The sequence below is a fragment of the Ancylothrix sp. D3o genome (assembly GCF_025370775.1).
GTDB lineage: Bacteria > Cyanobacteriota > Cyanobacteriia > Cyanobacteriales > Oscillatoriaceae > Ancylothrix.
Genome location: NZ_JAMXEX010000036.1, coordinates 1 through 21,068 on the forward strand (window position 1 = coordinate 1; position 21,068 = coordinate 21,068).

The following is a 21,068-nucleotide window of genomic DNA, read 5'->3' on the forward strand; positions in this document are numbered from 1 at the left end:
GAAAATATAACCAATGTCCAGCTTTTCCAGATTTTTTTGCTCAACTCTAAGAACGAACCTTTGCACCAAATTCCGTTAATCTATAAAGCAAAAGGAACAAACCAGGCATCCTTCTCAGTACACTGGCAGCAGTTTTGTAGCGAATTTAATACCTGCTTCTCCATCGCTAACCGGCATCTGGGGGTATCTCCTAAACCCAAGAATTTTGCGTTTTATTCCTTATTGGTATTTTGTCCCAAGCTGGCACGAGAGATAGTAGGGGATAAGCAGAAATCACCAGCCCTCAGAGTAGTGGGCTATGAACAACCGACACTGGAAAACTGGACAGAATTCTTTGTGGGGACTAATGCCACCACAAAACAATTTGTCTGGCAAGGGCTAACACCGAATGAACCGTTGCAAATGCCGGCATTACCAGCTTCAACATCAGCATTAACAGCACCAACAGAAGCCGGTGAAGCATTGCCATTCTAAACAGCCCACTACCCCCCTTATCTCTGGGGGGGTATCCCAGAGGGGAAACTATGGAAACTATAGACAACACTTAATTTTGTTCAAAATCTCAGGGTACTGAGTAAAAAATTATTTCAAACGTCTCCTCTGAAAAATTGTGGAAATCGTACCCAGAAAAAATTTTTACTCCACGCGCTCTTTCAATTTTGAGATAATAGAGCAACACCAATTACCAACCAATATTTTAAAATTACTACCCCCACTAAACCATCAAGGGGGTGGTAGGGGAGATTTTTTGACTTTTTGAGGACGGCGGGTTCAGTTTATCCCAAATAACCCACCAAAAAAAATAGCTTTCCACTAACCTCTGGAAAGCACAAAAACCAAGTTTAAAACAAAATCCATTATGACAAAAAGTTTATCAATCTGACAACTATTCCTTAACTCTATTTAACAAATATTTAAGAGCCAATCAAATCAATCAGGAGCATAACTATGGATACCATCAATAAATCTTTATCTCAAATCCTGGCTTATTACCAAGCTCTGGGGTTCGTGGTCGGTGAAGAATTCTGGCTTAACAACTACAAAGACGTTTACCGGGGGGTACTTCATGCAGATTCTATTGAATTGTGGGTTTGCAAAAAGGCCGGTGTTGATAGTGATGGCGTTAGTATTTGGAAGCCGCACTGGAAACTACCTAACCCTATCCCATACCTTAGAGAATTGGGGAAACAGGGTCTCAACATCCAAAGCTACCCTAACCATTTGAAAGGTGGACTCGGTAATAAACACGCAAGCCGCTTTACCGCTTGTTTCTACGAGATTGATGATCTGCCAAGAGCCGAACAAGAAGCCAAACTGCAATGGTTTGAAGACCAGTTGAATTTGAAACCGGCAGTCTCAGTATTCAGTGGTGGCAAGTCGCTACACAACTATTTTGCCTTAAGTGAGCCGGTTGATGAAGCTACATGGCAACGGCTTAACAGAAAACTGGCCATAGTATCTGGTGGCGACCCGGCTATTTGTACTTTAGCCCGTGCCATGCGCCTACCCGGTGTCCCTCGTGTCAAAGATGGCCAACTGCGGGAAGTGGAAATTGTCACCACCAACCCAGACACCTACAGTGCCACTGAATTTGAAGCCATACTTGATTCCACCGGCCTCTTTCCATTCGGCTTAGACTATGACCGCTGGTTGGAATGGCGTAGGCATCGGGATATGTCGGTATTATCGGTTCCACCGGCACCCCCGACGCCAGAACCACCATCTCAACCCCAGACAACAGAACGAACCCAGCCTCTCCAAGAATATGATGGGTCATCTATTCCTCTGGAAATCTGTTTAGGCCGGCATGACCGTGAATTAATTGCGGCTGGGACTGGAGAGGGTAGCCGTAATGTGGACGGTTACAAGTTGGCCAGAAACCTTGTCGGAACCGTCAACAGTTTGATGAGGTTGGGTATCCGTTGGCAGAATGAACCGCGTCTTTTGTTTGAGGAATTTGCAGGCCGGTGTAACCCACCCCTCTCCCCCCAGGATATTGAGCGAATTTGGAAATCAGCGAATAGAGGGAACCCAACAGCTTCTCTAAATGATGATGCTATCCACAAATGTGTTGGTTGGTGGTTATTCAACCAAAGTCCTCCTGTATTTTCAGGTAGCAAGAAAGCCGGGTTTATTAGCAAAGCTGAATGGTTGAAAAAATTCAAATTCCCTCAAGAAATTAAGATAATCGCCGGCTACCTCAAGAAAGCTTATAATCGGCAATTCCTGAGATACTTAAAGGCTACCGAACCTACCCCGGATAATATTCAATCAGCAGACCCAGATATCACAGTCTCCAGTCCAACTGTCCCCATAACCAGTGCAATTGTGCCTTGTTATGAAGGCGTTAGTATCTATGAACATCCTGCCTTATCAATTGATACGCAGGGTAACAGAATATTCAAATATTCACCCGGTAATCTACCAAATCTTGACCGTTGGCAGTGGTTGAACCGGCCACAAATCATTTTCGATAAAAAAGACCGCCGTAGACTCATTACAGAAGCAGTAGCTAAAGGATGGAAGAATATCAAAGATGAATCGGGGACTGGAAGTGGTAAATCCTATGATTTAGGGTTAATCTCTTTGAAAGATTATCCAACTATGCGCCGGGTATTTTATCTATCGGATGATGCAGAAAACCCCACGACTGCACCAGTTGAAAGGAATTTTGAACGGTTAGTAACTCGCCATGAGGGCCAAAAGTATGATCACCAGCACAAAACCCCACTGGGAGACCCTTACATTAGACGAGTAAAGGCAGGTGTTACTCCAGATATTCCAGGGAATTGTCCCGAAACCCAAACCTTCCTTAAATTCCAGCAGAAAGGATTATCAATTGGCGGTGGCGCTGATAGTCCAATCTGTCAAGCTTGCCCATTGATTGAGAGTTGTCAGTTTCTGGCAGACCGGCAACAACAGTTAAAGCATAGTGATTTCCTGCGGGCACATCCAGACCAAATGGTATCTGATTTCAAAGAAGTTGCTCAAGCTATTGCTATTTGGGATGAGCCTGGTAAAGTTTTCCAGAATAACCGACTTATCCAATTTAACTGGGGTGATTTGGAGAAAAGCTTGGCTAGTTTGCAAGCTAAAGATAGTGAATTGCACAGCAGTTTAACACCTATCTTCACGGATTGGTATGGCAAACTATTGAATGCCAAAATCAATACTAAATATGGGATGAGTTTTGTAGAATTACGGGAATTATTGGGATTGCCGGCCCTCATCAATTTACCTACCTCTGGCACTAATTATCGGTTTATCAGTACAAGTAAGTTGGCTGCGGCTGCTGATAAGCTAATCAATCCTCCTATCAGCTTCTCTGGGATTCAGTCGCCGGCGGAAAAACAACAGTGGATTGATAGTGAATGGCATCCCCATTATTTCAGCCTGTTATTTGGGGCACTTTCTGGTCGGACTAAGAGAGTTAGTATCAGCCTTGACCACGAGAGGAATTTTACTGTTTCTGTACCCTACTATCGGCATCAAAAAACCGCAGCAGCAGTGGGTGTCAATATCTGGCTAGATGCTACTCTTAGTACGGCTGATCTAGCGATGATGACCGGCATCAAGAAGAATAATATTTTGACAATAGAGGAAGCAAAATCTGATTATTCCAATTTGACCATTAAGATAGTGGGGGGTGTTGGAAGTTGTGGGATGAACCGAGAAACAGAGGGTGTGTTCAGCCAACAACAGAGAATTAACCATTTAATAACTTCACTCACACAATTCTTCCCTGAGAGCACCGGCATAATTGAGTTCAAGAAATATGTAACGAATATTTCAAATTCAATTTCTGGCTACTGGTTTCTTGATAATCGTGGTAGCAATGCTTTTCGTGATTGTGATCAATTAATTGCTATCGGTTCCCCACTACCAAACCTCGGTGCACTGGCGATGGAGTGGGCTGCAACCAGGGGTCAAGCTGTTGAACCAACACATCTTGGTGGTAATTTTGGCCGGTGGGTGGAAAGATTAGTGATGGCAGAGGTTGTTCAATTAGTTGGCCGGTTAAGAGCCCAGCTATCAGATAAACCTAAGACTTGTTGGTTGGTATCTGACCAATATCCTCAGAATGTGGCCATCGAATTACAGCGATTCTATCCAGGGTGTCGGGTTGAATTTGTGGATGTTGCTGATATTTGTTTGGCTGCGGCTACCAAGGGGGTACAGCGTGAAAGGGCCATGATTACTTCTATGTGGGATGCTTTGGCTGCCGGTGTTGCCTGTACGACTTCTAGCATTGCAGCAGCGGTGGGTGTGACACGGGGAAGAATCAGCCAGATGGCCAGTGTGATGGGTGGGTTTGAGCCGGTGAAGAGGGTGTTAGTTTCCCTTATAGAAGCTTTAAAAGGAAAACTAACACCCCCACAACTAGATGACACTGCTCGGTTCTTTGCTGAAATCTATCTACCAGAAGTGCTGGTAGAAATGGCCAATAATCAAGCACCACCGGCCTCTCCTCCACCGACACCACAGACTTATTCAGATGAGGATATTGAATGGGGTGCTCTTTTGATGCGGTTGTTTGCTTCAGAACCTTGGGAATATGCTGAAGGCTTGGCTCGGATATTGGATGAATGGGCGCCGGATGGTTATTTAAGTTTGGTGTGGAGAAAGTTAGGCATTTGGGAGCGCCGGTTCTTAAAAGCATTTGCTTGGAATGCTTGTAAGCCATTAGCTTGATATTTGAAATTATCATCTATCAAAAACCTAAGGGGACTTAGACCAAAACGGAGTCAAAAATAGCTTCAAACCCAGACATAGCAAGCTTTTTAGCTTGAAAGAGCATCCATCCAGAATTGATAAGGGTTTCAGTCTGAATGAGCTCCGTGACATCTTTCCTTTACCCCGACTGGTTTTCAGCCTCTTTGGGGGTAATAAAATGTCTAGGTCCCGCTAACTTCATTTGGGAGTGAAAGCTATTAGACTACGCCACCCTACCAAATCGGTAACTAGAAACAGCTATTCCACCAAAAAATGAATTTTCATGGTAAACACGCACTCCTAGTTCTTCAGAGGCAGCACCAACAGCAACCATGAGCGGAATCAAATGATCTTCGGTCGGGTGTGCCAGTCGTGCTGAAGGTACTTGAGTCCAGTTGCGAAGCAATTCGTTCCTTGCTTCGGATTGTGTTTGGCAAAGAGTTTGTGTCAACCATTCATCAAACTCATGGGAAGGAACTCTTGCTTGTGGCCCCATTTGTCTGAGGTTGTGATAACTGAGTCCACTTGCCAAGATTAAGACTTCCTCATTCCTTAAAGGTGCGAGTGCTCTACCGGCGCCTAGGTGTGCTTCTGGGTCATAATCTCTTCTCATGGAAAGCTGAACAATGGGGACATTTGCTTCTGGATAAGCTACTGCTAAAGGGGTAAAAACACCGTGATCAAATCCGCGATTATCATCAGATTGCACCGAAAATCCTGCTTGCGTTAGAAGTTCTTGTACCCGATGAGCTAGTTGTGGAGACCCAGGGGCTGGATATTTGATGTGGTAAGTATGCTCAGGGAACCCAGAGTAATCATAAATCATTGGAGGAGCCGTACTAGACATGACTGTAAATTCTTTTTCCTCCCAATGACCAGAGATAACTAAAATTGCTTTCGGGGTTATTCCAATTTCTTTAGGCAGTTCTTGTAAAGATGCTTCTAAATGCTTATACCCTGACCTTTCGTGCTTCAGCCAAGGCCAAGGCCCACCACCGTGTGAGATGAAGTAAGTGGGCAGAGTAATTTTATTATCAGTCTTGTTGGTAGTCATAGCTCTTCAGATTTAGTGTGAGCACTATCTTTATAGTAGGGCGTTCTCTGGCTCCCATAAGGAAAATGATGATAAACCCCTGCTATGGCAAAAGTTGTGAACTTAGTAGAGCCGGTTCTGAAAAGCATTTGCTTAGAATGCGTATATAAAAATAGTTAGTTTGTTGACTTAAATAATTACTAACCTCTAACAAACTGCGATATATACTTGAGCCAAGCGAGTTTATGGTTCCGATTTTCTCAGGAAAGCCTTTCTAGTATTAAAAAATGATGCTGCTCATCAGTGATAGGGGCTATCACTACTATTAGTTGCTTAGGATATAGCATTTTAAAATGAGATGTAAACAAAAGTGACTAGGAAATGGTAAAATAAAATATGTTCAGGGAAAAAATATTATGGAAGACCTAGAACTAAAAAGGGTAATTAAAGAATTGGATGAGCTGATAAAAAGTAATCCAGATTCAAGAGAATTAAAGAGAGCATTAGCGGTTAAACTTGCCTTACAGGGTTGGAAATATTCAATGATTGCCACAACTTTAAATGTATCAAAAAGCTTCATTACTAAGTGGCAAAAAAAAATTAAGTCAGCCGGGATAGAAGGAATAAAATTATCTTATAAAGGCAGCCAAAGTTATTTAAGTAGAGAGGAAAAGCAAGCCGTAATCGCTTGGCTCCAAAAACAAGAACATTGGGACTTGTCAGAACTAGAGTGTTATTTAATTGAGCAATATGACGTGGTTTTTCAGTCCCCAACCAGCTATTATAGGTTACTTGCCGAAGCTAAGATTAGTTGCTGCAAAGCCCAAAAAAAGAACGGCAGTAAAGACCCTGAAGTCGTAAAGAAAAAAAATCAAGAAATCCAGTTTATATTAGAAAAATTAATGCCGAAGATTAAGTCAGGAGAGGTTACTGTGTATGCCGTAGACGAAGTTCACTTATTAGAAGGAGATCTAATTAGTCATTTATGGGGAGACAGCCAAGAAAGATTAAAGATACCAATTATTAATGAAAAGAATCGCCAAACTTCTTATGGGGCTTTAGACCTGATAAACCAAGAGTTAATTGTGCGCGCTTATCAAGCAGGAAATAGCGATTCGACAGTAGACTTTATTCAAGAACTAATTAAACTTAATCCAGAAAAACAAATTATTATTTTCTGGGACGGAGCGGCCTATCATAGAAGCGAGCTAATCCGCTGCTTACTGGAGACAATTAATCAGGATTTACCTCCCCAAAAATGGAAAGTGACTTGTTATTTATTTGCTCCTTATGCTCCTGAAAACAATCCAATTGAATCAGTGTGGTTATCATTGAAAAGCTTACTTAGACGGTGTTACCGCTTCTGTAAAAACTTTACCATTATGAAGCGACTGTTTAAGCTTTTAGTTGATTTGAAGTTGTTTAGTTTTCCTAATATCAAAAATTATGATGCTTTTTCATGTCTCATTTGAAAAGGCTATATGTTAAGCTTTGAATTATGGACTGTTACTTTTTAAGTATCTTGCGCTTACCAAGGTTAATAACATGACACCATTGATTTTAAACAATCCAGAGATGGCCCCTATCACTGATGAGCAGTTTTATCAACTTTGTATTGCCAACCGGGAATTAAAATTAGAACGTACAGCAAAAGGAGCCTTACTTATTATGTCACCTACCGGAGGAGGAACTGGAAACCGGAATTTTAAGATAGCTCAACAATTAGCTAATTGGACAGATAATGATGGGACTGGCATTGGGTTTGATTCTTCGACTTGTTTTAAACTCCCTAATGGTGCAGAACGTTCTCCCGATGCAGCATGGATACCTTTAGCTAAATGGGACTTTCTTACCCCCGAACAGCAAGAAAAATTCCCCCCAATTTGTCCTGATTTTGTCATAGAATTACGCTCACCGAGTGATTCCCTAAAACCCCTGCAAGAAAAAATGGAAGAATATATGAACAATGGCACTCGTTTAGGTTGGTTAATTAACCGCAAAAACCGCTCCTGTGAAATTTATCGGCAGGGTACAGGAAAGGAAGTTTTAGATAATCCTACAAGTCTATCGGTTGAAGATGTTTTACCGGGATTTATTTTAAACCTTTCCTTAATTTGGTAATAGTATTTTATAGCTGGGATTATTTATGTTAAAGAGAATAGGCTTTAAAAACTTTAAAAACTTCAAGACGGCAGAGCTATATCTTGATAGCTTTAGTATTTTGATTGGAGTAAATGCTTCTGGCAAAAGTAATATTAGAGATGCGCTGCGTTTTTTACATGGGATTTCACGGGGTTATAATTTAGCAGAAATTATAGGAGAAAAATATGTAGAAGGTGGTGTCCTTCAGTGGCGAGGTATTCGTGGGGGTAGACGAGAGATTGCATTTCAGGGTGCAAACACTTTTTCCTTAGAAGCATCATTTTCTATAAAGTTGGGAAACTCGGATAAACAAATAAATCCCTACCTGGAGGCAAATTACTACATTGAAGTAAATCCGGGGACTGGAAACACCCCCCCAAGTTTAGTTAGGGAAAGCTTAACTTTATCGGGAGAAAAAAATATTGTTTTTGAAGCAAACTTTATTCCTCAGCAGAACCAAAACAATTTAGCTGTAAAAGTATTAAATATCCCAATAGCTAATCCTTCTCTCCTATTTTCTGGTCATAAACCTATTATTTCCCAACTAGCTGAACGTGAAACTGATATACCTACTGAGGAAGGAGAACCTATTTCAGGAGCCTCAATTCAAGAGATAGCAAAATCTACGCTACAAGCTCTTAGCTCAATGCGTTTTTTAGACTTAGATCCTGATGTGGTACGGATGCCTTCTCTACCAGGCCAATCTATTTTAGGAGATCGGGGTGAAAATTTATCATCTGTCCTTCTTGATATTTGCCAAGACTCCCAAAAAAAGGAGACTCTTTTAGAGTGGATACAGGAACTCACCCCTATGGATGCAAAAGATTTTGAGTTCCCTACAGATTTCACCGGCAAGATTTTATTATCATTAGTTGAAGAGAATGGACAAAAAATCTCTGCCTATAGTGCATCAGATGGTACCCTACGTTTTCTGGCAATAATTGCAGCGCTACTAGGTGCAGAACCGGCCAAAATCTACTTTTTTGAAGAATTAGATAATGGCATTCATCCCACCCGCTTACATCTTCTCCTCCAACTTATGGAACGCCAAGCATCACTTGGAAAAATTCAAATTATTGCTACTACTCATTCTTCTCAATTGCTTAGGCTTTTAAGCAAAAATACCTTAGAATCAGTTTCATTAACCTATCGCTTAGAAGATAGCGCTTCTGCAAAAATCATTCGGGTTTTAGATATACCAGATGCTCAAGTAGTCCTGCTTGAGCAAAATCTAGGCCATCTTCACGAGTCAGCATGGTTAGAGAATGTAATGGAATTTCTGAGTGATTCGGAGGAAGAATGAAAGTTTTAATCATTCCCGAAGACTTCCGCAAAGACCAATATATGCTCAAACCGATTATCACGGCGATGATGAATTTTATTGGAAAATCTAACGCTAAAGTAATGGTTTGCCAAGATCCTCTCTTGGGTGGAGTCAGCGAGGCTTTAAAATGGGAAAATATTGAAAGTATTATCAAGCAGTATCCAATGGTTAATCTGTTTCTGCTTTGTGTAGATAGAGATGGCAAAGAAGGGCGAAAGTTAAGCCTAGAGAAAATTGAAAATCAAGCTGCTAAGATTTTAGGAGAGCGTCAATTTCTTGTAGCCGAAAGTGCTTGGCAAGAAATTGAAGTTTGGGTGCTAGCCGGTCATCAAGATTTACCAAATGATTATAATTGGCAAGAAATTCGTCAAGAAGTTAATCCTAAAGAAGCTTTCTTTTTACCTTATGCTCAACAGCGGAATCTTTTAGATGCACCTGGAGAAGGACGCAAACCTTTAGCCGAAGAAGCAGCGCGGAGATATGACCGGATTCGCAAACTTTGCCCTGAAGATATTGTAAACTTAGAAACCAAAATAAATAATTGGATAGAGAATAAATAGATTTACTCGTTATTTTAATATTTTGTAATGTCGGTTCTTAAAAGCGTTTGCTTGGGATGCCTCTAAATAATTAGCTTGATTGTTGGTTCAGGACAGAAAAGCAATCACTACAACTGGTGAATAATTCTTTTTGCACATCCGCATTAATGCCTCACATTGCCGACATCCAGAGAAGCCGATAAACCATTGAAGGGTCGGCATTATTGGTGTCCAGCGAAGCCGGTGAACCATTATCATAATTCTTGCATCACCGGCATCAAAAGAAGCTGATCTACAAGCCATTAATTTGCCTATCACCGGCACCCAAAGAAACCAGAGGAAAATCCACATATATTCCCTTATCACCGACACAAAAAGAAGCCGGTGGGACACCAGCATTAATAATCGTATTATTACCACCAGTAGTAGGTGAACCGTTAAGGGGGTTGGTATCACTGGTCGCCAGTGAAGCCGCTGGAATATCACCATTAATTTTCGTATTACTGGCAGCCAAAGAAGCCGGTGGAAAACCAACATTAGATAAGATAAAATTAACCCATGACAGAACAACAACTTCAAGTAATCCTCAGCCAAACACGGCAAGGCTTAGAGCAAATCTATGGCCCTCGACTGGACAAAATTATTCTCTATGGTTCTCAAGCCAGAGGCGATGCCGAAGAAGACTCGGATATTGATGTTTTAATTGTCCTCAAAGAACCATTTAATTATTTTGAAGAAAGCCAGAGAATTTCCTATCTAATAGCGGATTTGTGTTTAGAAAACACAGTATTAATTAGCTGTATGTTTGCCACTACTCAAAAATATCAAGAAGATGGAAGCGGTCTATTTCGCAATATTCGACGAGAAGGAGTTGTCATAGAACCTTAGATAAGCAAAAACTATTGGAAAAAAGATGAAACTGTACGGTTTTTTACTGAAATTTATCTTGCAGAAGTTATGGCGCAAAAAATAGATATTGATTCCCATTAGGAACACAGAAAGCTTACTGTGTGCATTTTGACTACTTGGCCCTTGATAGCTATTGTTGGATTAACTGTCTGTCTGGGGTGCCGGTGGAATCCGATATAATTAGTTTTGTTCGCTCTACATTTTAAGAAAATCATCCTAAACAGCAGAGGGAAGATATGACTAAAATCTATCAGTCTGTGGTTAATACGAGGGGCAAGCCTGAACTGATACCTTCTTCTCAACTGTACGACAAGTTTATTCAACAAATTATAGCTTTTAATCAACAAAAAGAAATTACACTAGATGTTGTGTTAACCCACTATTTAATGAAGATGAATTACCAATTAAAATTAGAGCAAATAGACAAGCTGAAATTTTGGCTGGATGGCTTTAGACCTTTTACTCCCATTATCGTCGCCGAACTCAAAAAACTCTATGATGTGCGATTTACTTATAACTCTAATGCCATCGAAGGCAACACTTTAACCCAAAGTGAAACAGAGTTAGTTCTAACCAAAGGCATCACAGTGGGGGGCAAAACTCTTGACGAACATTTAGAAGTGGTCGGCCATAAGGATGCAATCGACTACATTGAATCTTTAGCCCAAAAAGATACGAAAATTAATGAGTGGGAAATTAAACAAATTCATAACCTCATTCTCCGAAAAATCAACCCAGATGAAGCCGGTACTTATCGAAGTTTAGATGTAATGGCAGCCGGAACAAATTATCGCTATCCTCCCCATTATTTACTATCCCAATTAATGGGAGATTTTGTACTAAGGCTGAATTCGGAGGATGCTTTAAAACTACATCCAGTCGAGTATGAGCCGATGGCTCATTACCGCTTTGTTTCTATTCATCCTTTTCGGGATGGGAATGGTCGAACCGCTAGACTATTAATGAATTTACTCTTAATCCGTGTCGGTTATCCCATTGTGGTAATTAATAACCAAATCCGCAATGATTATATTAATGCTTTGGCTTATGGACAGCAGAAGCAAAATGATTTAGAGCAGCTTTTAGATTTGGTTTGTGATGCTGCTGTGGCTTCTCTTGTAGACACTTTAAGCTTAGTAGTTACTGCAACTAGCAGCCGGGATAAAGGGCAAGCTTTTTATCAGGAGATTACTGATTTTCTGGATAGTTATTTGAGGGAATAACTAAGATGAGTTTGCTGTTGTTCTATGGTGATGGTGGTACAAACTGCTAAAAGGTGGGCTTCTTTAGACAGGCCGGTGGAACCTCAAAAACCGATGGACAAGGTAATTGATTAAGGCGTTGGAAAATTGCACCTGTTAGGTTTCTGGTGTGAGGTTCAAACCCCGATAAACTTGCTCGATAGGGAAGCTGAGGTTAATGCTTTTGAGTTCGATTGTGTCCCCTTCTTTGTAGTTGATAATCAACCAATTGCCTGCCTCGTCCTTATGGTACAAATCTATTTGGATGCCGGTGGAACTGACTAATAGATAGTCAATCAACGCAGGGTTTTTGCGATACATCCTAAATTTGCTACCTCTGTCAAATGCTTCTGTGCCGGCAGAGAGAACTTCGACAATTAAGTAGGGGTAGGTAATATATTGAGTGGTGATTTTGTCCCGCTTCGGCAAAGCCGACGCTTCGCGAACGTCGCAGGTGACACTAACATCGGGGTGGGTGTAGTTATTTGTACCAACAATGTTAACTCGCAAGTCTGAGTTGCCGGTGTCGCAGCCACTTCCTTCTAAATGGTTAACCCCGGAGGTAATCAGTCGGACTGCAATACGGCCATGATTTACACTACTACCCGTTATGCCATGAACTTGACCGTCAATGTATTCGTATTTTTCGAGTTGCTGTTCTTCCCAAACAAAGTATTCTTCGGGGGTAAGCTGTGGGGAATTATTTTTGGCCGTAATCATGCTCTGTTAATTCCTAAGTTCGTAGTTGTCTAGGGTAGGTGTGTATTAGTGTTGGTTAATTTTATATTAAAAATCTGCACACACAGTTTTTTGAGGAACCCCCTTTTTTATTGCTTAGTTTACTCAATTTTGCTTAAAAAATTTGTTACCCCCAGTTTTATAATTTTATTCAAGGCTTTCTAAATCTGCTAAATCTTGCAGTCTACCAGACGCTTTTTTGTTCTTTTTAAGATTCTCTATATCTATAAATTTCACAGGAATATTATCAATGACAATTTCTTTTTTTGAACTATAGCACGTTTCAAAATCAATACCGTCTGGGGTAGTGATTAGATCAATGCGGTTAGGAGGATAACCTAGTTGAATGATTTGGTCGGGGGTTTGGAAGTCTTGAGCGCATAAGCCTAGGCTACCAAAACCAAATTGATCTAGGGCTGTCATAAGTTTAGAAGCATTTTCTGATGACATTTCTACCCAAATATCTATATCTTTGGTATAACGGGGATGCCCGTGAATGGCAACGGCATAACCACCAATTACGAGATACTTAATCTGATTTTCGTTTAATAATTGTATAAACTCTTTGAAGTCTGGGTTCAGCATTGTATTTATATTGATGGTATTCTTGACGGATTTGCTCTAGGGCTTCAAGTCGTTTAAACGGTGGCTGACTTTGCCAATACTGGAAGTCGCTAGTTTGTTGTTTTTGGGTAGTCTTACGAATTACTTTTTCCATTGATTTTACCTCAAACTAGATAAATTGTACCAATTTTTTTTGGATAGGTAGTTTTTAAAATTATTCCATTTCTTCTCTTTGGCAGAATAGGACTTTGAGCGGGTGATTGATGGTGGGCAGGTAAATTGGCTATCTTTTACTGCTGTTTAAAACTTTACTAACTGAAGCTTAGGAGCTTATTGCTTAAAGACCGGCTTCAACAAAAGCTCTGTTTAAATCCTTAACTAACCCAACAGATTCAGCCTGGTTATGGAGATAAACTTTATCTAAAGAGTCTCCCTGTACTTTTAATATACCCAATACATCCCGCCACTGTTTTTCAGAAGAGTTAGACTTTCGCCACGATAATTTATTAAGTATTAAATCTTCAGGTGAGGCCAGAAAAACAGTTGCCCCTGTCGGAATTTGATATTGTTGGCGTCGTTCCAGCTTCCGCCGTTCCAACTCTGAATCTTCCGCAATCATTAAATCAGCACGGGAAATGGTTTGAATATGAGTAATTTGTAAAGTTCTCATTCTGCCAGAAATTACATCATCTACACCGGCCACATAAAAACCAGCTTGTTCTAATTCTGAAATTAATGGACTTAAGCATTCAGGAATAACTGAAATGACGATATCTAAATCCCTTGTAGTGCGGACTTCCCCGTAGGCAATAGCCGCTACTCCACCGGTAATGTAATAAGGAATATTAAAAGCTTCAAAAATTGGGTGGAGAATTTCAGCCAGAGCAATCGAATCTTGTATCCAAGTCATTTCATCTCCGGTGGGAATATAGTGTTGGGGACAATCTTCTGCTAACCAAGCTTGAGCTAGTTTTTGAGCAAATTCTGGTTGGTTTAAATTAGAAAAGCGTTTGCGGAAACAGTTAATGGCAAAGCGACGAGCATTTTGGTTCATCGCACTTCCCATCTCTAACCGCTGTTCGGGAGTTCGCTGTTTTAATAGCCAAAACTGTAATAAATCAACTTCCGGTGTTGTATCTAAAGATTGTGGCTGATACCCCGGCTTTATTGTGAATTTAGGTAAAGCTTGAGTCATGGGATGAACTTAGAATTAAAGAGATAATAGTTTTGTAAAAGCGAAGCCATTAGAAGAGTTTAGTTTTTTTATAAAATAACACCCCTTTCATATATTGTTGGCAAAAAGCCGGCTTGTGAACTTTAGCCAGTTAACTTTGAATAATCTCAACTATTTTAACGATAACCTCGTTCAACTTCTCAGATTTAATTTGGCCGGCTTTGTACAATATAATTCGTCGGTCGGCTGTAAACAAGCGATTTGGTCTAATGTTGCTAGTTTGGTTAAGTCCGCCCTCTTGAAAATCGCTGCTGAGAAGGGTAATAGCATAACGATCGAGGATTTTTTGGCTAGTAATTTGACACAAAATTACATCTTCTCCAGTCAAACTTGCTATAACTAGAGCCGGTCTGCGCTTAGCTTCAGTTAAATCTGAAAATGTCCAAGGGACAACTACCACATTACCTTTTACAAGTTCTTCCATGCTTCATCCTCTTCTGAGCTTAACCAGTCTTTTTGTAAAGAAGATTCACTGAGTAAGGTTGTTTCTACTTTTCCTTCTGGGTATTTTAATTTAAGGAATTGAATAAAATCCCAAACTTCTTCTAAAATAAACTCAGGTATATTTTCCAGTTCCTTTAAAATTAATTGTTTAGCGTCCATATTAGGTGTTTATTCAGAATTACTCATTAGTACATCAGTAACCGATAGAGACTAAATTTGGCCAGCTTGTCGTTTAGCATTACCTCGTTGACGCGCCGCTTCCAAATTACGCTCCTGTTCCGTTTGTAAACGAAGGTTTAATTCATCTAAATCAGCAATTAGAACATCCCAACGTTTGACCACTTCTTGCATTTTGGCAACAGAACGAGCCCTAGTCTCAGCATCAGGAATTCTGGGTTGATTGGTCATGGTAAATTCTCGTTTCTCATCCATTTATATAATACAACACGACTGTCGTACCCTACAATAATAGCATTCTCATAGATGACGACAGATGTATCCCTCAAAGTCTTGAGCATAATACCCGATCCCGATTCCAATCCCTATTTAGCTCCCCCCAATACCATATCCTGTATATTGTCTAACGTTGGGTGGATGGAAAGCCAAAACTATTTTATTTTTGGGAACCCCTGATGCAACAAGTTCATCGGTAATTCCCTGTTCTATTCCGTCTCTATGAATCCAAATTTCATCTTTAATAATTTCCACATGAACGACACAACCATGAACTCTACGCTTACCATCCCAACCAACTACCATAAGCACAAAATTATTGCGTTCTGGATCTATAATCAATTTACTTTCAAGTTCTCCATGACCATAGGGAATGCGATGATGGGCTTCTAAAATTCGTTCAATAGTATTCCGATACTCTTCTACTCTATCCATTGAACAATCTCCTCCCTTTTTGGAGTCAAAGTAATAAAAATACTATAGCGATATTCAAAGATGAGTATGCTCAAGATGAATAGCAACATCTCCACCGGCCACAGAGATGCCATTTTGCCAAAGCTCATACTCACGTCGGTCAACATCTTCATCCCAGACTAACCCATAACCACCATCCTCAATTCTAAAGTTTTTAAAAACCACAGGATTATGGAGTTTAGCAAACAGATGATTATGTAGTAATTTAGAGATATCGTATTGTCTGAATTCATCATTGGTAAATTTTATAACCAAAGTTTGATTATCAATAGCTTCTGCCCAAACAATACGAGGAGGTTTCATAAATAACAAGTCTGGTAAATAAATTTATATCCCCCATAAACTGGGACTGCTATAGGGGAGTAGAGGAATGGAGGCGCTATGGATACTCAGACGTGATTATGTTAAGAAAGACCGGCCCTTTTCAATTTTTCAGCAACTTTTAACTGAGCGAAACGTTTTTCGTATTTTTGGTCTATTTCCAAAGTCAGGTCGCACAATTCTTTAGCCCTCTGTTCGGTTAATTTGGCAAGTTCAAGTAGTTCTGCTAATTCGCGTTGTTCCTGTTCGCTCATGGATGGTTGTGTCATTGTCCGTTCTCCTGGGTGAGTTTCCACATCCCCCGCACTTATTTTAGCTTCCGCTACCTGTTTATTCTTGGCTTGTGGTTAAATAATTACTCTTTTAATTTACCACCGGCCCCCAGGTAAACCCTGCGTAAATCAGTCAGACTTTTAGATGGCTGGTTGTAGTAGCTTTTCCCTTCAGCAGTTGGAAAAGATGCCCAGATAGGCGCAAGTTTAAAGACAGCATCATCAAACCTGCCAGCCACGATATCCTGGTATGCACCGGCCTGTTTAATTAACTGAACAGCAGCTAAATCTTGGGATTGTGGGCTAAAATCTGATAGCTGTAATTTCGTAGCCAATTCATCCCACGTTGGTTTGAGGAATTGGTATTTACCGGCTGCCGTACTACACAAAGGTTTCCCTTTATAAAGTGAACAATTCTTAACATTAGGATGCTCTTTAAATGAGTTGAATAATTGGCCGGTGAACATCATGCGATAACCATCTGGGCCCTCCGTGCCCTCAGCAAAAGCAATTGTTTGCAAAAAAGCTTGAACATTCCCATTTTTAACTGCTTCTGATAGCGGATGATTGGATAGAGTTGTTTGTCTGGGTGCCGGTGTTGAAATAGGTTGACCGATAATCGCTAATCCTAAAGTGGAAAGAGCGATGATTGAGAGGCCGGTGGCATTAATCATAGCCGGTTTTTCCTCCACAGCTTCTCTAGTTGACTTTCATTCATCCCCGGCTTAACTTGTGGGTTGTACAGCATTTTGATTAACTTTTTATCTAGGGATGAATATTCGGTGATGTCTGTCCATTGTTGATAAAATATGCTGTCTGGATATTTTTCAGAATCCGCCGGCAACCCAAAGGCTTGTGTTAATTCTTCTCGAATAAGATGAGAACGTTCTTTTTGAGTGACACCTGTAGTCGAGATTAAAATCTCTGCGCCTGTGATTTGTTTGGTTTCATCCCAGTTCAACCAGAAGAATCCGCTATTGCCTGGTTGATAAGTGGGAATGAATTTCTGAAACTCTGCTTCTGGGGTAAACCTGATTCGCATATTACCAGTGTTGGGCTTAACGAATTCTATTGGTAATTTGGTCAGTAGTTCTAATTCACGGGTGACAGCTTCCAGTGTTTGTAAATCTGCGGGAGTGGGAAGACCGGCTATCTCTAGTTTTAGGGGAACCATCCATTTCTTGATTACACCCTCATTTGAACTGCCAAACTCAGATTTTAGCGCTACTTCTTTGAAATAAAGGAAAGTCTCATCTGGAGAAATGGAAGAAGTCTTAGACTGGTTGATTGGTTCAACAAAATTTGTTGGTTGCTCATTATACCAAACGGCTATTAAAACCACCAACGCCATAGTAGAAATAAGTTTCATGGTTCATTGAGAGCATCGGTGATTGTTCTGGCAAGTTGTTTGGCAAGCTTTTGTTTACCCTCAGCAGTTGGGGGAAGCTGATCCGAGGCAAAGACTTCTAAAATCGTGCCATTACGTCCAACTCTTGTCACGCCATACCGGCCTCTATCAGCTTTTAAAATACCGAATTGTTTGATTAGTTTGGAATCAAAGGGGTCGTTAGGATTACCGATAACCCCAGTCCCCCAACGGCCTGGTTGACCATGAATTTCCAGAACTTGATAATTTTGAGATTCCATATCGGGAATGTCGGCAATATATTGCTCCCAAACATTCCATTTTTTCATCATGGCCGGTGAATCAGGGCGGATAACTTTCGCTCCCAGTTTCCTCTAACATGGGCTGGAGGGCTTCGACGATTAATTTATTCATTTCTTTTTCTCCAGCGGCGCCGGTTTCAGAACGGGCATAGATCCAATGGCCGGCGGATAATGCTATTTTCTTATCAGAAATAGCTTGGACATTTTGGGCAATGGTAGGTGGTGGAACCTTAGTGGAGATTGCAAAACCTAAAATCCCTAACGCACCCCATGCAATAGTCTTGGGTCTCATGGTTTGGGGGCTTTAATTGCTGTTTTCAAATGTTCATGGATTTTCCAATCTATTTTGCCATTTAGGTATCTCTCGAAATGACCATGTGGCCCTGAAGAACCAGGAAAGGTAGGGCCAATTAAACCGACAACACTTCCTTTTGGTACAAAATCACCGACTTTAAATGGCCTCACCGAATCCCGATCTAAATGAACATACCGATAAACTTCATCTGAGGAAGTTGATTTAATTCCCAGGATTCCACCAACAGGAGAATCGGGCTTGACCTCATTAACTGTCCCTTCTTCAATTGCTTTTCACCGGCCACCCCGGACTAGCACTGTAATCAACACCGGCGTGTTTTCTGGTGCAGGCTCCTAGCGGTCGGCAATCACCGGGGATACTAACAGGAATAGCCTTTTTTCCTGATAATCCAGCTAAGGGGAAAATCGGTGGGCCATGTAATAAAATTGATGATTGTTGTTTTGAAGAAGGAACTGGTGGCGGGGGAGTTGGATTTACTATTGAGCGCAATATTTGAGCCGGTGGTAAATTTTCTATTTTTTCCCAAGTTGGCGCCGGCAACAGTTGCAATCCAACCAAACAGACAATCAGAATAGCCGCGTTTTTCTCGGCAGAGTTGATTTCAACAGAACTTGGTGGAGCCGACTTCTGTGGAGGGGCTGCTGGTGGAGGTGGAGCCGATGGCGGTGATGTTGGGGGATAGTACGGCGGTGGTGGATATGAATATGGCGGTGGCGGTGATGTTGGAGGATAGTACGGCGGTGGCGGATATGAATATGGCGGAGGCGGATATTGCGGTGCCGGTGGTGATGGGGAAGCTGCTGGATATGGATGGGGCGGTGGTGGTGGCGATGCCGGTGGCGGATATGGGTGAGGGACTCCTGGTGGCGGTGGAGCCGGGGGATATTGCGGTGCCGATGGATGTGGTGGGGAAGCTGGATATTGTGGTGCCGGTGGCGGTGGTGGATATGCCGATGGTTGTGGTGCCAGTGGATATTGATAATCTTGTGGATGGTGGGGGTGTGGGGCTGCCGTCATCGATGCTGATATTGGGGGTGTTGCACTATCACGCTCGCGGTGTCTCTGATATTTCGGTGGTGGGGGGTGCCGGTGGTACTGCTTCTTTTGATGCCGGTCTTGTACCCTCATAAGTTGTCTCCACAGTAAACTTGAGCTTCATTTTTCCTCCTTGCAAACATCAATTGTTCTGCCAAAGAAATCTGGTATTGCACACACAGCTTTTGTATCTTTTCTCGGGCTACCGCCGGGTAAATTATCAGTATTGGAGGGAGTAGAAGTTTGAATGGAGCGAATACCATTTCTTACTGACTCCTCTCCCAGATAAGTTAGTCGTCCTGGTTTCAATAAATTCAAGAAGAATGAAGTTATTGCAATGACGACTAACACTTTCATCGTAGGGTTAAGGCAACCCCACCATTTCTTCAAAGTTTCCATTATCTGAACCAAATTGAGGCCGGTGTAGGGGAATTCGGTTTTGTAGCTTTTGCTTGAGGAGAAGTCAACCCACGCCAGCCAATTGCAACAACCAGCCATAAAGTAAACAAAAATCCAATAACAGCAAAGATTGTTTCTGCACTAGAAAGTGGTTGTTTCACCAGTGCCTTAAACATCCCACCGGCATGAGACCTGAATAATTTGGGATTACGGGAACTGTAATTGCTGAGGGGTTCTTTGACGACAACAGTTTTTGTTTCGTAAACCGTCATATTCCCCTGGCCATCTGGTTCATAGACAATCGTGACATTATTACTATCAGACGCCGGCATTGTCCAAGTAGGATACACTTCATCTTGGCCAAAATTAGGGTTTTGGTTAGGGAAATTGGGATTTCGTTGCGGTGCCATATTTTTCTCCTGTATTGCGTTGTGGTTTCAATTATTCAAAGTCCGTAAACTATTGAAGAACGAACTATTTAATGGATGAATTGTTCTGGAGTAGATTCATCATCTAGCTCCTCGTCTAGTGCATCCAGGGGTTCATCCTCTAACTCATCAAAGCTAGCTGGTGTAATTGATGGATTTTTGGTGGGTTCTGTGGGAAATTTAACAACATTAGAGCCGGTGGGTGGGGGGACATCCACTGGTATTTTGTAATCTTTGACCCACGATAAATCTTCCGTGAACAGTCCTATAGCCGGTTCCCCGAAGGTTGTTAAGGCAATAGCGTATCCAGTACGTTCGCTTATCGGTCGTAATTTGTTGAAGCAGGCTGTAATTTGGTTGACATATTCGCTGGGGATGATATAGCTATTTTTCCAGGCATTAGTGATTGGGCTGTACCCACCCTCTCTTCTGCCATTAGAATCTGTATAGATTTTCCCAAGGGCACAAATTCCTAGACATCCCCGAATGTTGGCATCATCACATCCTAGACTTTGGACATTGAGGCTTTGGGTAGCAACACATAAACCTACTCCAACTTCCCGACCTAACGTTATTATTTCCCCCATTTGTCCTTTGGCAGTTTCCCAAGCTTCTGCTAATTCCTTTTTAGCTCGGTTTAAAACGTTAGAAGTGGCAAAAAAGTCATCTAAAACTAACCAAACTTTAGGAAGGTTATTCCTTTGATTTTCTGCTAAAGGCAGGCGTTGATGCAAAATATTAGATACGGCATTTACTTGGGAAAAGAAGCCATCTAATACTGGTTGATTGCTCCTATCTCGGTAGTTACGTTTGTAAACCCC

29 protein-coding genes are annotated in these 21,068 nt (G+C 41.3%); 9 read left to right on the top strand and 20 right to left on the bottom strand.

The window, feature by feature from the left end; translation table 11 throughout:
- Both NG798_RS24815 and NG798_RS24820 read left to right on the top strand, forming a co-directional pair.
- A partial coding sequence (locus NG798_RS24815) for a DUF5895 domain-containing protein (RefSeq protein WP_261226400.1) occupies positions 1-474 on the top strand: 474 nt, incomplete at its 5' end.
- 474 nt (positions 475-948) lie between these two features.
- The gene (locus NG798_RS24820; RefSeq protein ID WP_261226401.1) at positions 949-4,692 is read left to right on the top strand and encodes a hypothetical protein; all 3,744 of its coding nucleotides are present in this window, start codon (positions 949-951) and stop codon (positions 4,690-4,692) included.
- A 244-nt stretch (positions 4,693-4,936) separates the two neighbouring features.
- Here NG798_RS24820 and NG798_RS24825 read toward each other — a convergent pair whose 3' ends face one another.
- Entirely contained in the window at positions 4,937-5,767 is an 831-nt protein-coding gene (locus tag NG798_RS24825; RefSeq protein ID WP_261226402.1) for a class III extradiol ring-cleavage dioxygenase, read from the bottom strand.
- 395 nt (positions 5,768-6,162) lie between these two features.
- Between NG798_RS24825 and NG798_RS24830 the strand changes: the two genes are divergently transcribed.
- The 4 genes from NG798_RS24830 (at position 6,163) to NG798_RS24845 (ending at position 9,772) form a co-directional block, all read left to right on the top strand.
- Positions 6,163-7,218 carry an IS630 family transposase gene (locus NG798_RS24830; RefSeq protein WP_261226403.1) on the top strand — a complete coding sequence of 352 codons (1,056 nt, stop codon included), beginning with the start codon at positions 6,163-6,165 and terminating at the stop codon, positions 7,216-7,218.
- A 73-nt stretch (positions 7,219-7,291) separates the two neighbouring features.
- Positions 7,292-7,867, top strand: coding sequence for a Uma2 family endonuclease (locus NG798_RS24835; RefSeq protein ID WP_261226404.1), 576 nt, complete (start codon positions 7,292-7,294; stop codon positions 7,865-7,867).
- Positions 7,868-7,892: 25 nt separating this feature from the next.
- Positions 7,893-9,191, top strand: coding sequence for an AAA family ATPase (locus NG798_RS24840; protein WP_261226405.1), 1,299 nt, complete (start codon positions 7,893-7,895; stop codon positions 9,189-9,191).
- A complete protein-coding gene (locus NG798_RS24845) occupies positions 9,188-9,772 on the top strand; it encodes a hypothetical protein (protein ID WP_261226406.1) in 585 nt (194 codons plus the stop codon). Before NG798_RS24840 ends, NG798_RS24845 begins: the two co-directional genes overlap by 4 nt.
- A 271-nt stretch (positions 9,773-10,043) precedes the next feature.
- On the opposite strand, the gene NG798_RS24850 is transcribed toward NG798_RS24845, so the two are convergent.
- Positions 10,044-10,265: a hypothetical protein gene (locus NG798_RS24850; protein WP_261226407.1), complete on the bottom strand. Its 222-nt coding sequence runs from the start codon at positions 10,263-10,265 to the stop codon at positions 10,044-10,046.
- Positions 10,266-10,309: 44 nt separating this feature from the next.
- Here NG798_RS24850 and NG798_RS24855 point away from each other — a divergent pair, with 44 nt between their 5' ends.
- Positions 10,310-10,639, top strand: coding sequence for a nucleotidyltransferase domain-containing protein (locus tag NG798_RS24855; protein ID WP_261226408.1), 330 nt, complete (start codon positions 10,310-10,312; stop codon positions 10,637-10,639).
- Positions 10,640-10,896: 257 nt separating this feature from the next.
- A complete protein-coding gene (locus NG798_RS24860; RefSeq protein ID WP_261226409.1) occupies positions 10,897-11,883 on the top strand; it encodes a Fic family protein in 987 nt (328 codons plus the stop codon).
- 135 nt (positions 11,884-12,018) lie between these two features.
- On the opposite strand, the gene NG798_RS24865 is transcribed toward NG798_RS24860, so the two are convergent.
- The 16 genes from NG798_RS24865 to NG798_RS24935 all read right to left on the bottom strand — a co-directional run bounded on the left by NG798_RS24865 (position 12,019) and on the right by NG798_RS24935 (position 18,943).
- Complete coding sequence (locus NG798_RS24865; RefSeq protein WP_261226410.1) at positions 12,019-12,621, bottom strand: Uma2 family endonuclease; 603 nt, start codon at positions 12,619-12,621, stop codon at positions 12,019-12,021.
- Between the two features lie 165 nt (positions 12,622-12,786).
- On the bottom strand, positions 12,787-13,224 hold the full coding sequence (locus tag NG798_RS24870) for a hypothetical protein (protein WP_261226411.1): 438 nt from the start codon (positions 13,222-13,224) through the stop codon (positions 12,787-12,789).
- Positions 13,169-13,357: a hypothetical protein gene (locus tag NG798_RS24875; RefSeq protein ID WP_261226412.1), complete on the bottom strand. Its 189-nt coding sequence runs from the start codon at positions 13,355-13,357 to the stop codon at positions 13,169-13,171. The genes NG798_RS24870 and NG798_RS24875 overlap by 56 nt, the downstream gene beginning before the upstream one ends.
- A 183-nt stretch (positions 13,358-13,540) precedes the next feature.
- Positions 13,541-14,398 (bottom strand): hypothetical protein, encoded by an 858-nt coding sequence (locus NG798_RS24880; RefSeq protein WP_261226413.1) that lies wholly within the window; start codon positions 14,396-14,398, stop codon positions 13,541-13,543.
- Between the two features lie 130 nt (positions 14,399-14,528).
- On the bottom strand, positions 14,529-14,861 hold the full coding sequence (locus tag NG798_RS24885; protein ID WP_261226414.1) for a type II toxin-antitoxin system PemK/MazF family toxin: 333 nt from the start codon (positions 14,859-14,861) through the stop codon (positions 14,529-14,531).
- Entirely contained in the window at positions 14,846-15,040 is a 195-nt protein-coding gene (locus tag NG798_RS24890) for a hypothetical protein (protein WP_261226415.1), read from the bottom strand. Before NG798_RS24890 ends, NG798_RS24885 begins: the two co-directional genes overlap by 16 nt.
- A 51-nt stretch (positions 15,041-15,091) precedes the next feature.
- Positions 15,092-15,289, bottom strand: a complete 198-nt coding sequence (locus tag NG798_RS24895) for a hypothetical protein (protein WP_261226416.1) — start codon at positions 15,287-15,289, stop codon at positions 15,092-15,094.
- 138 nt (positions 15,290-15,427) lie between these two features.
- Positions 15,428-15,769: a XisI protein gene (locus tag NG798_RS24900; RefSeq protein ID WP_261226417.1), complete on the bottom strand. Its 342-nt coding sequence runs from the start codon at positions 15,767-15,769 to the stop codon at positions 15,428-15,430.
- A gap of 54 nt (positions 15,770-15,823) precedes the next feature.
- Positions 15,824-16,111 carry a DUF2442 domain-containing protein gene (locus NG798_RS24905; RefSeq protein ID WP_261226418.1) on the bottom strand — a complete coding sequence of 96 codons (288 nt, stop codon included), beginning with the start codon at positions 16,109-16,111 and terminating at the stop codon, positions 15,824-15,826.
- A gap of 101 nt (positions 16,112-16,212) precedes the next feature.
- Positions 16,213-16,398, bottom strand: coding sequence for a hypothetical protein (locus NG798_RS24910; RefSeq protein ID WP_261226419.1), 186 nt, complete (start codon positions 16,396-16,398; stop codon positions 16,213-16,215).
- A gap of 86 nt (positions 16,399-16,484) precedes the next feature.
- Positions 16,485-17,093 (bottom strand): glycoside hydrolase family 104 protein, encoded by a 609-nt coding sequence (locus NG798_RS28050; protein ID WP_261226420.1) that lies wholly within the window; start codon positions 17,091-17,093, stop codon positions 16,485-16,487.
- Positions 17,072-17,770, bottom strand: a complete 699-nt coding sequence (locus NG798_RS24920) for a DUF2927 domain-containing protein (RefSeq protein ID WP_261226421.1) — start codon at positions 17,768-17,770, stop codon at positions 17,072-17,074. Before NG798_RS24920 ends, NG798_RS28050 begins: the two co-directional genes overlap by 22 nt.
- A complete protein-coding gene (locus tag NG798_RS24925) occupies positions 17,767-18,099 on the bottom strand; it encodes a hypothetical protein (protein WP_261226422.1) in 333 nt (110 codons plus the stop codon). The genes NG798_RS24920 and NG798_RS24925 overlap by 4 nt, the downstream gene beginning before the upstream one ends.
- A 10-nt stretch (positions 18,100-18,109) precedes the next feature.
- A complete protein-coding gene (locus NG798_RS24930) occupies positions 18,110-18,361 on the bottom strand; it encodes a hypothetical protein (protein ID WP_261226423.1) in 252 nt (83 codons plus the stop codon).
- Positions 18,358-18,651, bottom strand: coding sequence for a M23 family metallopeptidase (locus tag NG798_RS28285; protein ID WP_375339002.1), 294 nt, complete (start codon positions 18,649-18,651; stop codon positions 18,358-18,360). Before NG798_RS28285 ends, NG798_RS24930 begins: the two co-directional genes overlap by 4 nt.
- Complete coding sequence (locus NG798_RS24935; RefSeq protein ID WP_261226424.1) at positions 18,647-18,943, bottom strand: hypothetical protein; 297 nt, start codon at positions 18,941-18,943, stop codon at positions 18,647-18,649. The genes NG798_RS28285 and NG798_RS24935 overlap by 5 nt, the downstream gene beginning before the upstream one ends.
- Before the next feature lie 56 nt (positions 18,944-18,999).
- Here NG798_RS24935 and NG798_RS24940 point away from each other — a divergent pair, with 56 nt between their 5' ends.
- The gene (locus NG798_RS24940) at positions 19,000-19,515 is read left to right on the top strand and encodes a hypothetical protein (RefSeq protein WP_261226425.1); all 516 of its coding nucleotides are present in this window, start codon (positions 19,000-19,002) and stop codon (positions 19,513-19,515) included.
- Positions 19,516-19,818: 303 nt separating this feature from the next.
- Here the strand turns inward: NG798_RS24940 and NG798_RS24945 are convergent, their stop codons facing one another.
- Positions 19,819-20,229 carry a hypothetical protein gene (locus tag NG798_RS24945; protein WP_261226426.1) on the bottom strand — a complete coding sequence of 137 codons (411 nt, stop codon included), beginning with the start codon at positions 20,227-20,229 and terminating at the stop codon, positions 19,819-19,821.
- Positions 20,230-20,297: 68 nt separating this feature from the next.
- Positions 20,298-21,068 (bottom strand): hypothetical protein (locus NG798_RS24950; protein ID WP_261226427.1); only part of this gene is annotated, 771 nt, incomplete at its 5' end.

Excerpts from the sequence above, each read along its gene's own strand:
- NG798_RS24820 (WP_261226401.1), top strand. The coding sequence starts at position 949 with ATGGATACCATCAATAAATCTTTATCTCAAATCCTGGCTTATTACCAA.
- NG798_RS24825 (WP_261226402.1), bottom strand. The coding sequence starts at position 5,767 with ATGACTACCAACAAGACTGATAATAAAATTACTCTGCCCACTTACTTC.
- NG798_RS24830 (WP_261226403.1), top strand. The coding sequence starts at position 6,163 with ATGGAAGACCTAGAACTAAAAAGGGTAATTAAAGAATTGGATGAGCTG.
- NG798_RS24835 (WP_261226404.1), top strand. The coding sequence starts at position 7,292 with ATGACACCATTGATTTTAAACAATCCAGAGATGGCCCCTATCACTGAT.
- NG798_RS24840 (WP_261226405.1), top strand. The coding sequence starts at position 7,893 with ATGTTAAAGAGAATAGGCTTTAAAAACTTTAAAAACTTCAAGACGGCA.
- NG798_RS24845 (WP_261226406.1), top strand. The coding sequence starts at position 9,188 with ATGAAAGTTTTAATCATTCCCGAAGACTTCCGCAAAGACCAATATATG.
- NG798_RS24855 (WP_261226408.1), top strand. The coding sequence starts at position 10,310 with ATGACAGAACAACAACTTCAAGTAATCCTCAGCCAAACACGGCAAGGC.
- NG798_RS24860 (WP_261226409.1), top strand. The coding sequence starts at position 10,897 with ATGACTAAAATCTATCAGTCTGTGGTTAATACGAGGGGCAAGCCTGAA.
- NG798_RS24865 (WP_261226410.1), bottom strand. The coding sequence starts at position 12,621 with ATGATTACGGCCAAAAATAATTCCCCACAGCTTACCCCCGAAGAATAC.
- NG798_RS24870 (WP_261226411.1), bottom strand. The coding sequence starts at position 13,224 with ATGCTGAACCCAGACTTCAAAGAGTTTATACAATTATTAAACGAAAAT.
- NG798_RS24875 (WP_261226412.1), bottom strand. The coding sequence starts at position 13,357 with ATGGAAAAAGTAATTCGTAAGACTACCCAAAAACAACAAACTAGCGAC.
- NG798_RS24880 (WP_261226413.1), bottom strand. The coding sequence starts at position 14,398 with ATGACTCAAGCTTTACCTAAATTCACAATAAAGCCGGGGTATCAGCCA.
- NG798_RS24885 (WP_261226414.1), bottom strand. The coding sequence starts at position 14,861 with ATGGAAGAACTTGTAAAAGGTAATGTGGTAGTTGTCCCTTGGACATTT.
- NG798_RS24890 (WP_261226415.1), bottom strand. The coding sequence starts at position 15,040 with ATGGACGCTAAACAATTAATTTTAAAGGAACTGGAAAATATACCTGAG.
- NG798_RS24895 (WP_261226416.1), bottom strand. The coding sequence starts at position 15,289 with ATGACCAATCAACCCAGAATTCCTGATGCTGAGACTAGGGCTCGTTCT.
- NG798_RS24900 (WP_261226417.1), bottom strand. The coding sequence starts at position 15,769 with ATGGATAGAGTAGAAGAGTATCGGAATACTATTGAACGAATTTTAGAA.
- NG798_RS24905 (WP_261226418.1), bottom strand. The coding sequence starts at position 16,111 with ATGAAACCTCCTCGTATTGTTTGGGCAGAAGCTATTGATAATCAAACT.
- NG798_RS24910 (WP_261226419.1), bottom strand. The coding sequence starts at position 16,398 with ATGACACAACCATCCATGAGCGAACAGGAACAACGCGAATTAGCAGAA.
- NG798_RS24920 (WP_261226421.1), bottom strand. The coding sequence starts at position 17,770 with ATGAAACTTATTTCTACTATGGCGTTGGTGGTTTTAATAGCCGTTTGG.
- NG798_RS24925 (WP_261226422.1), bottom strand. The coding sequence starts at position 18,099 with ATGATGAAAAAATGGAATGTTTGGGAGCAATATATTGCCGACATTCCC.
- NG798_RS24930 (WP_261226423.1), bottom strand. The coding sequence starts at position 18,361 with ATGAGACCCAAGACTATTGCATGGGGTGCGTTAGGGATTTTAGGTTTT.
- NG798_RS24945 (WP_261226426.1), bottom strand. The coding sequence starts at position 20,229 with ATGGCACCGCAACGAAATCCCAATTTCCCTAACCAAAACCCTAATTTT.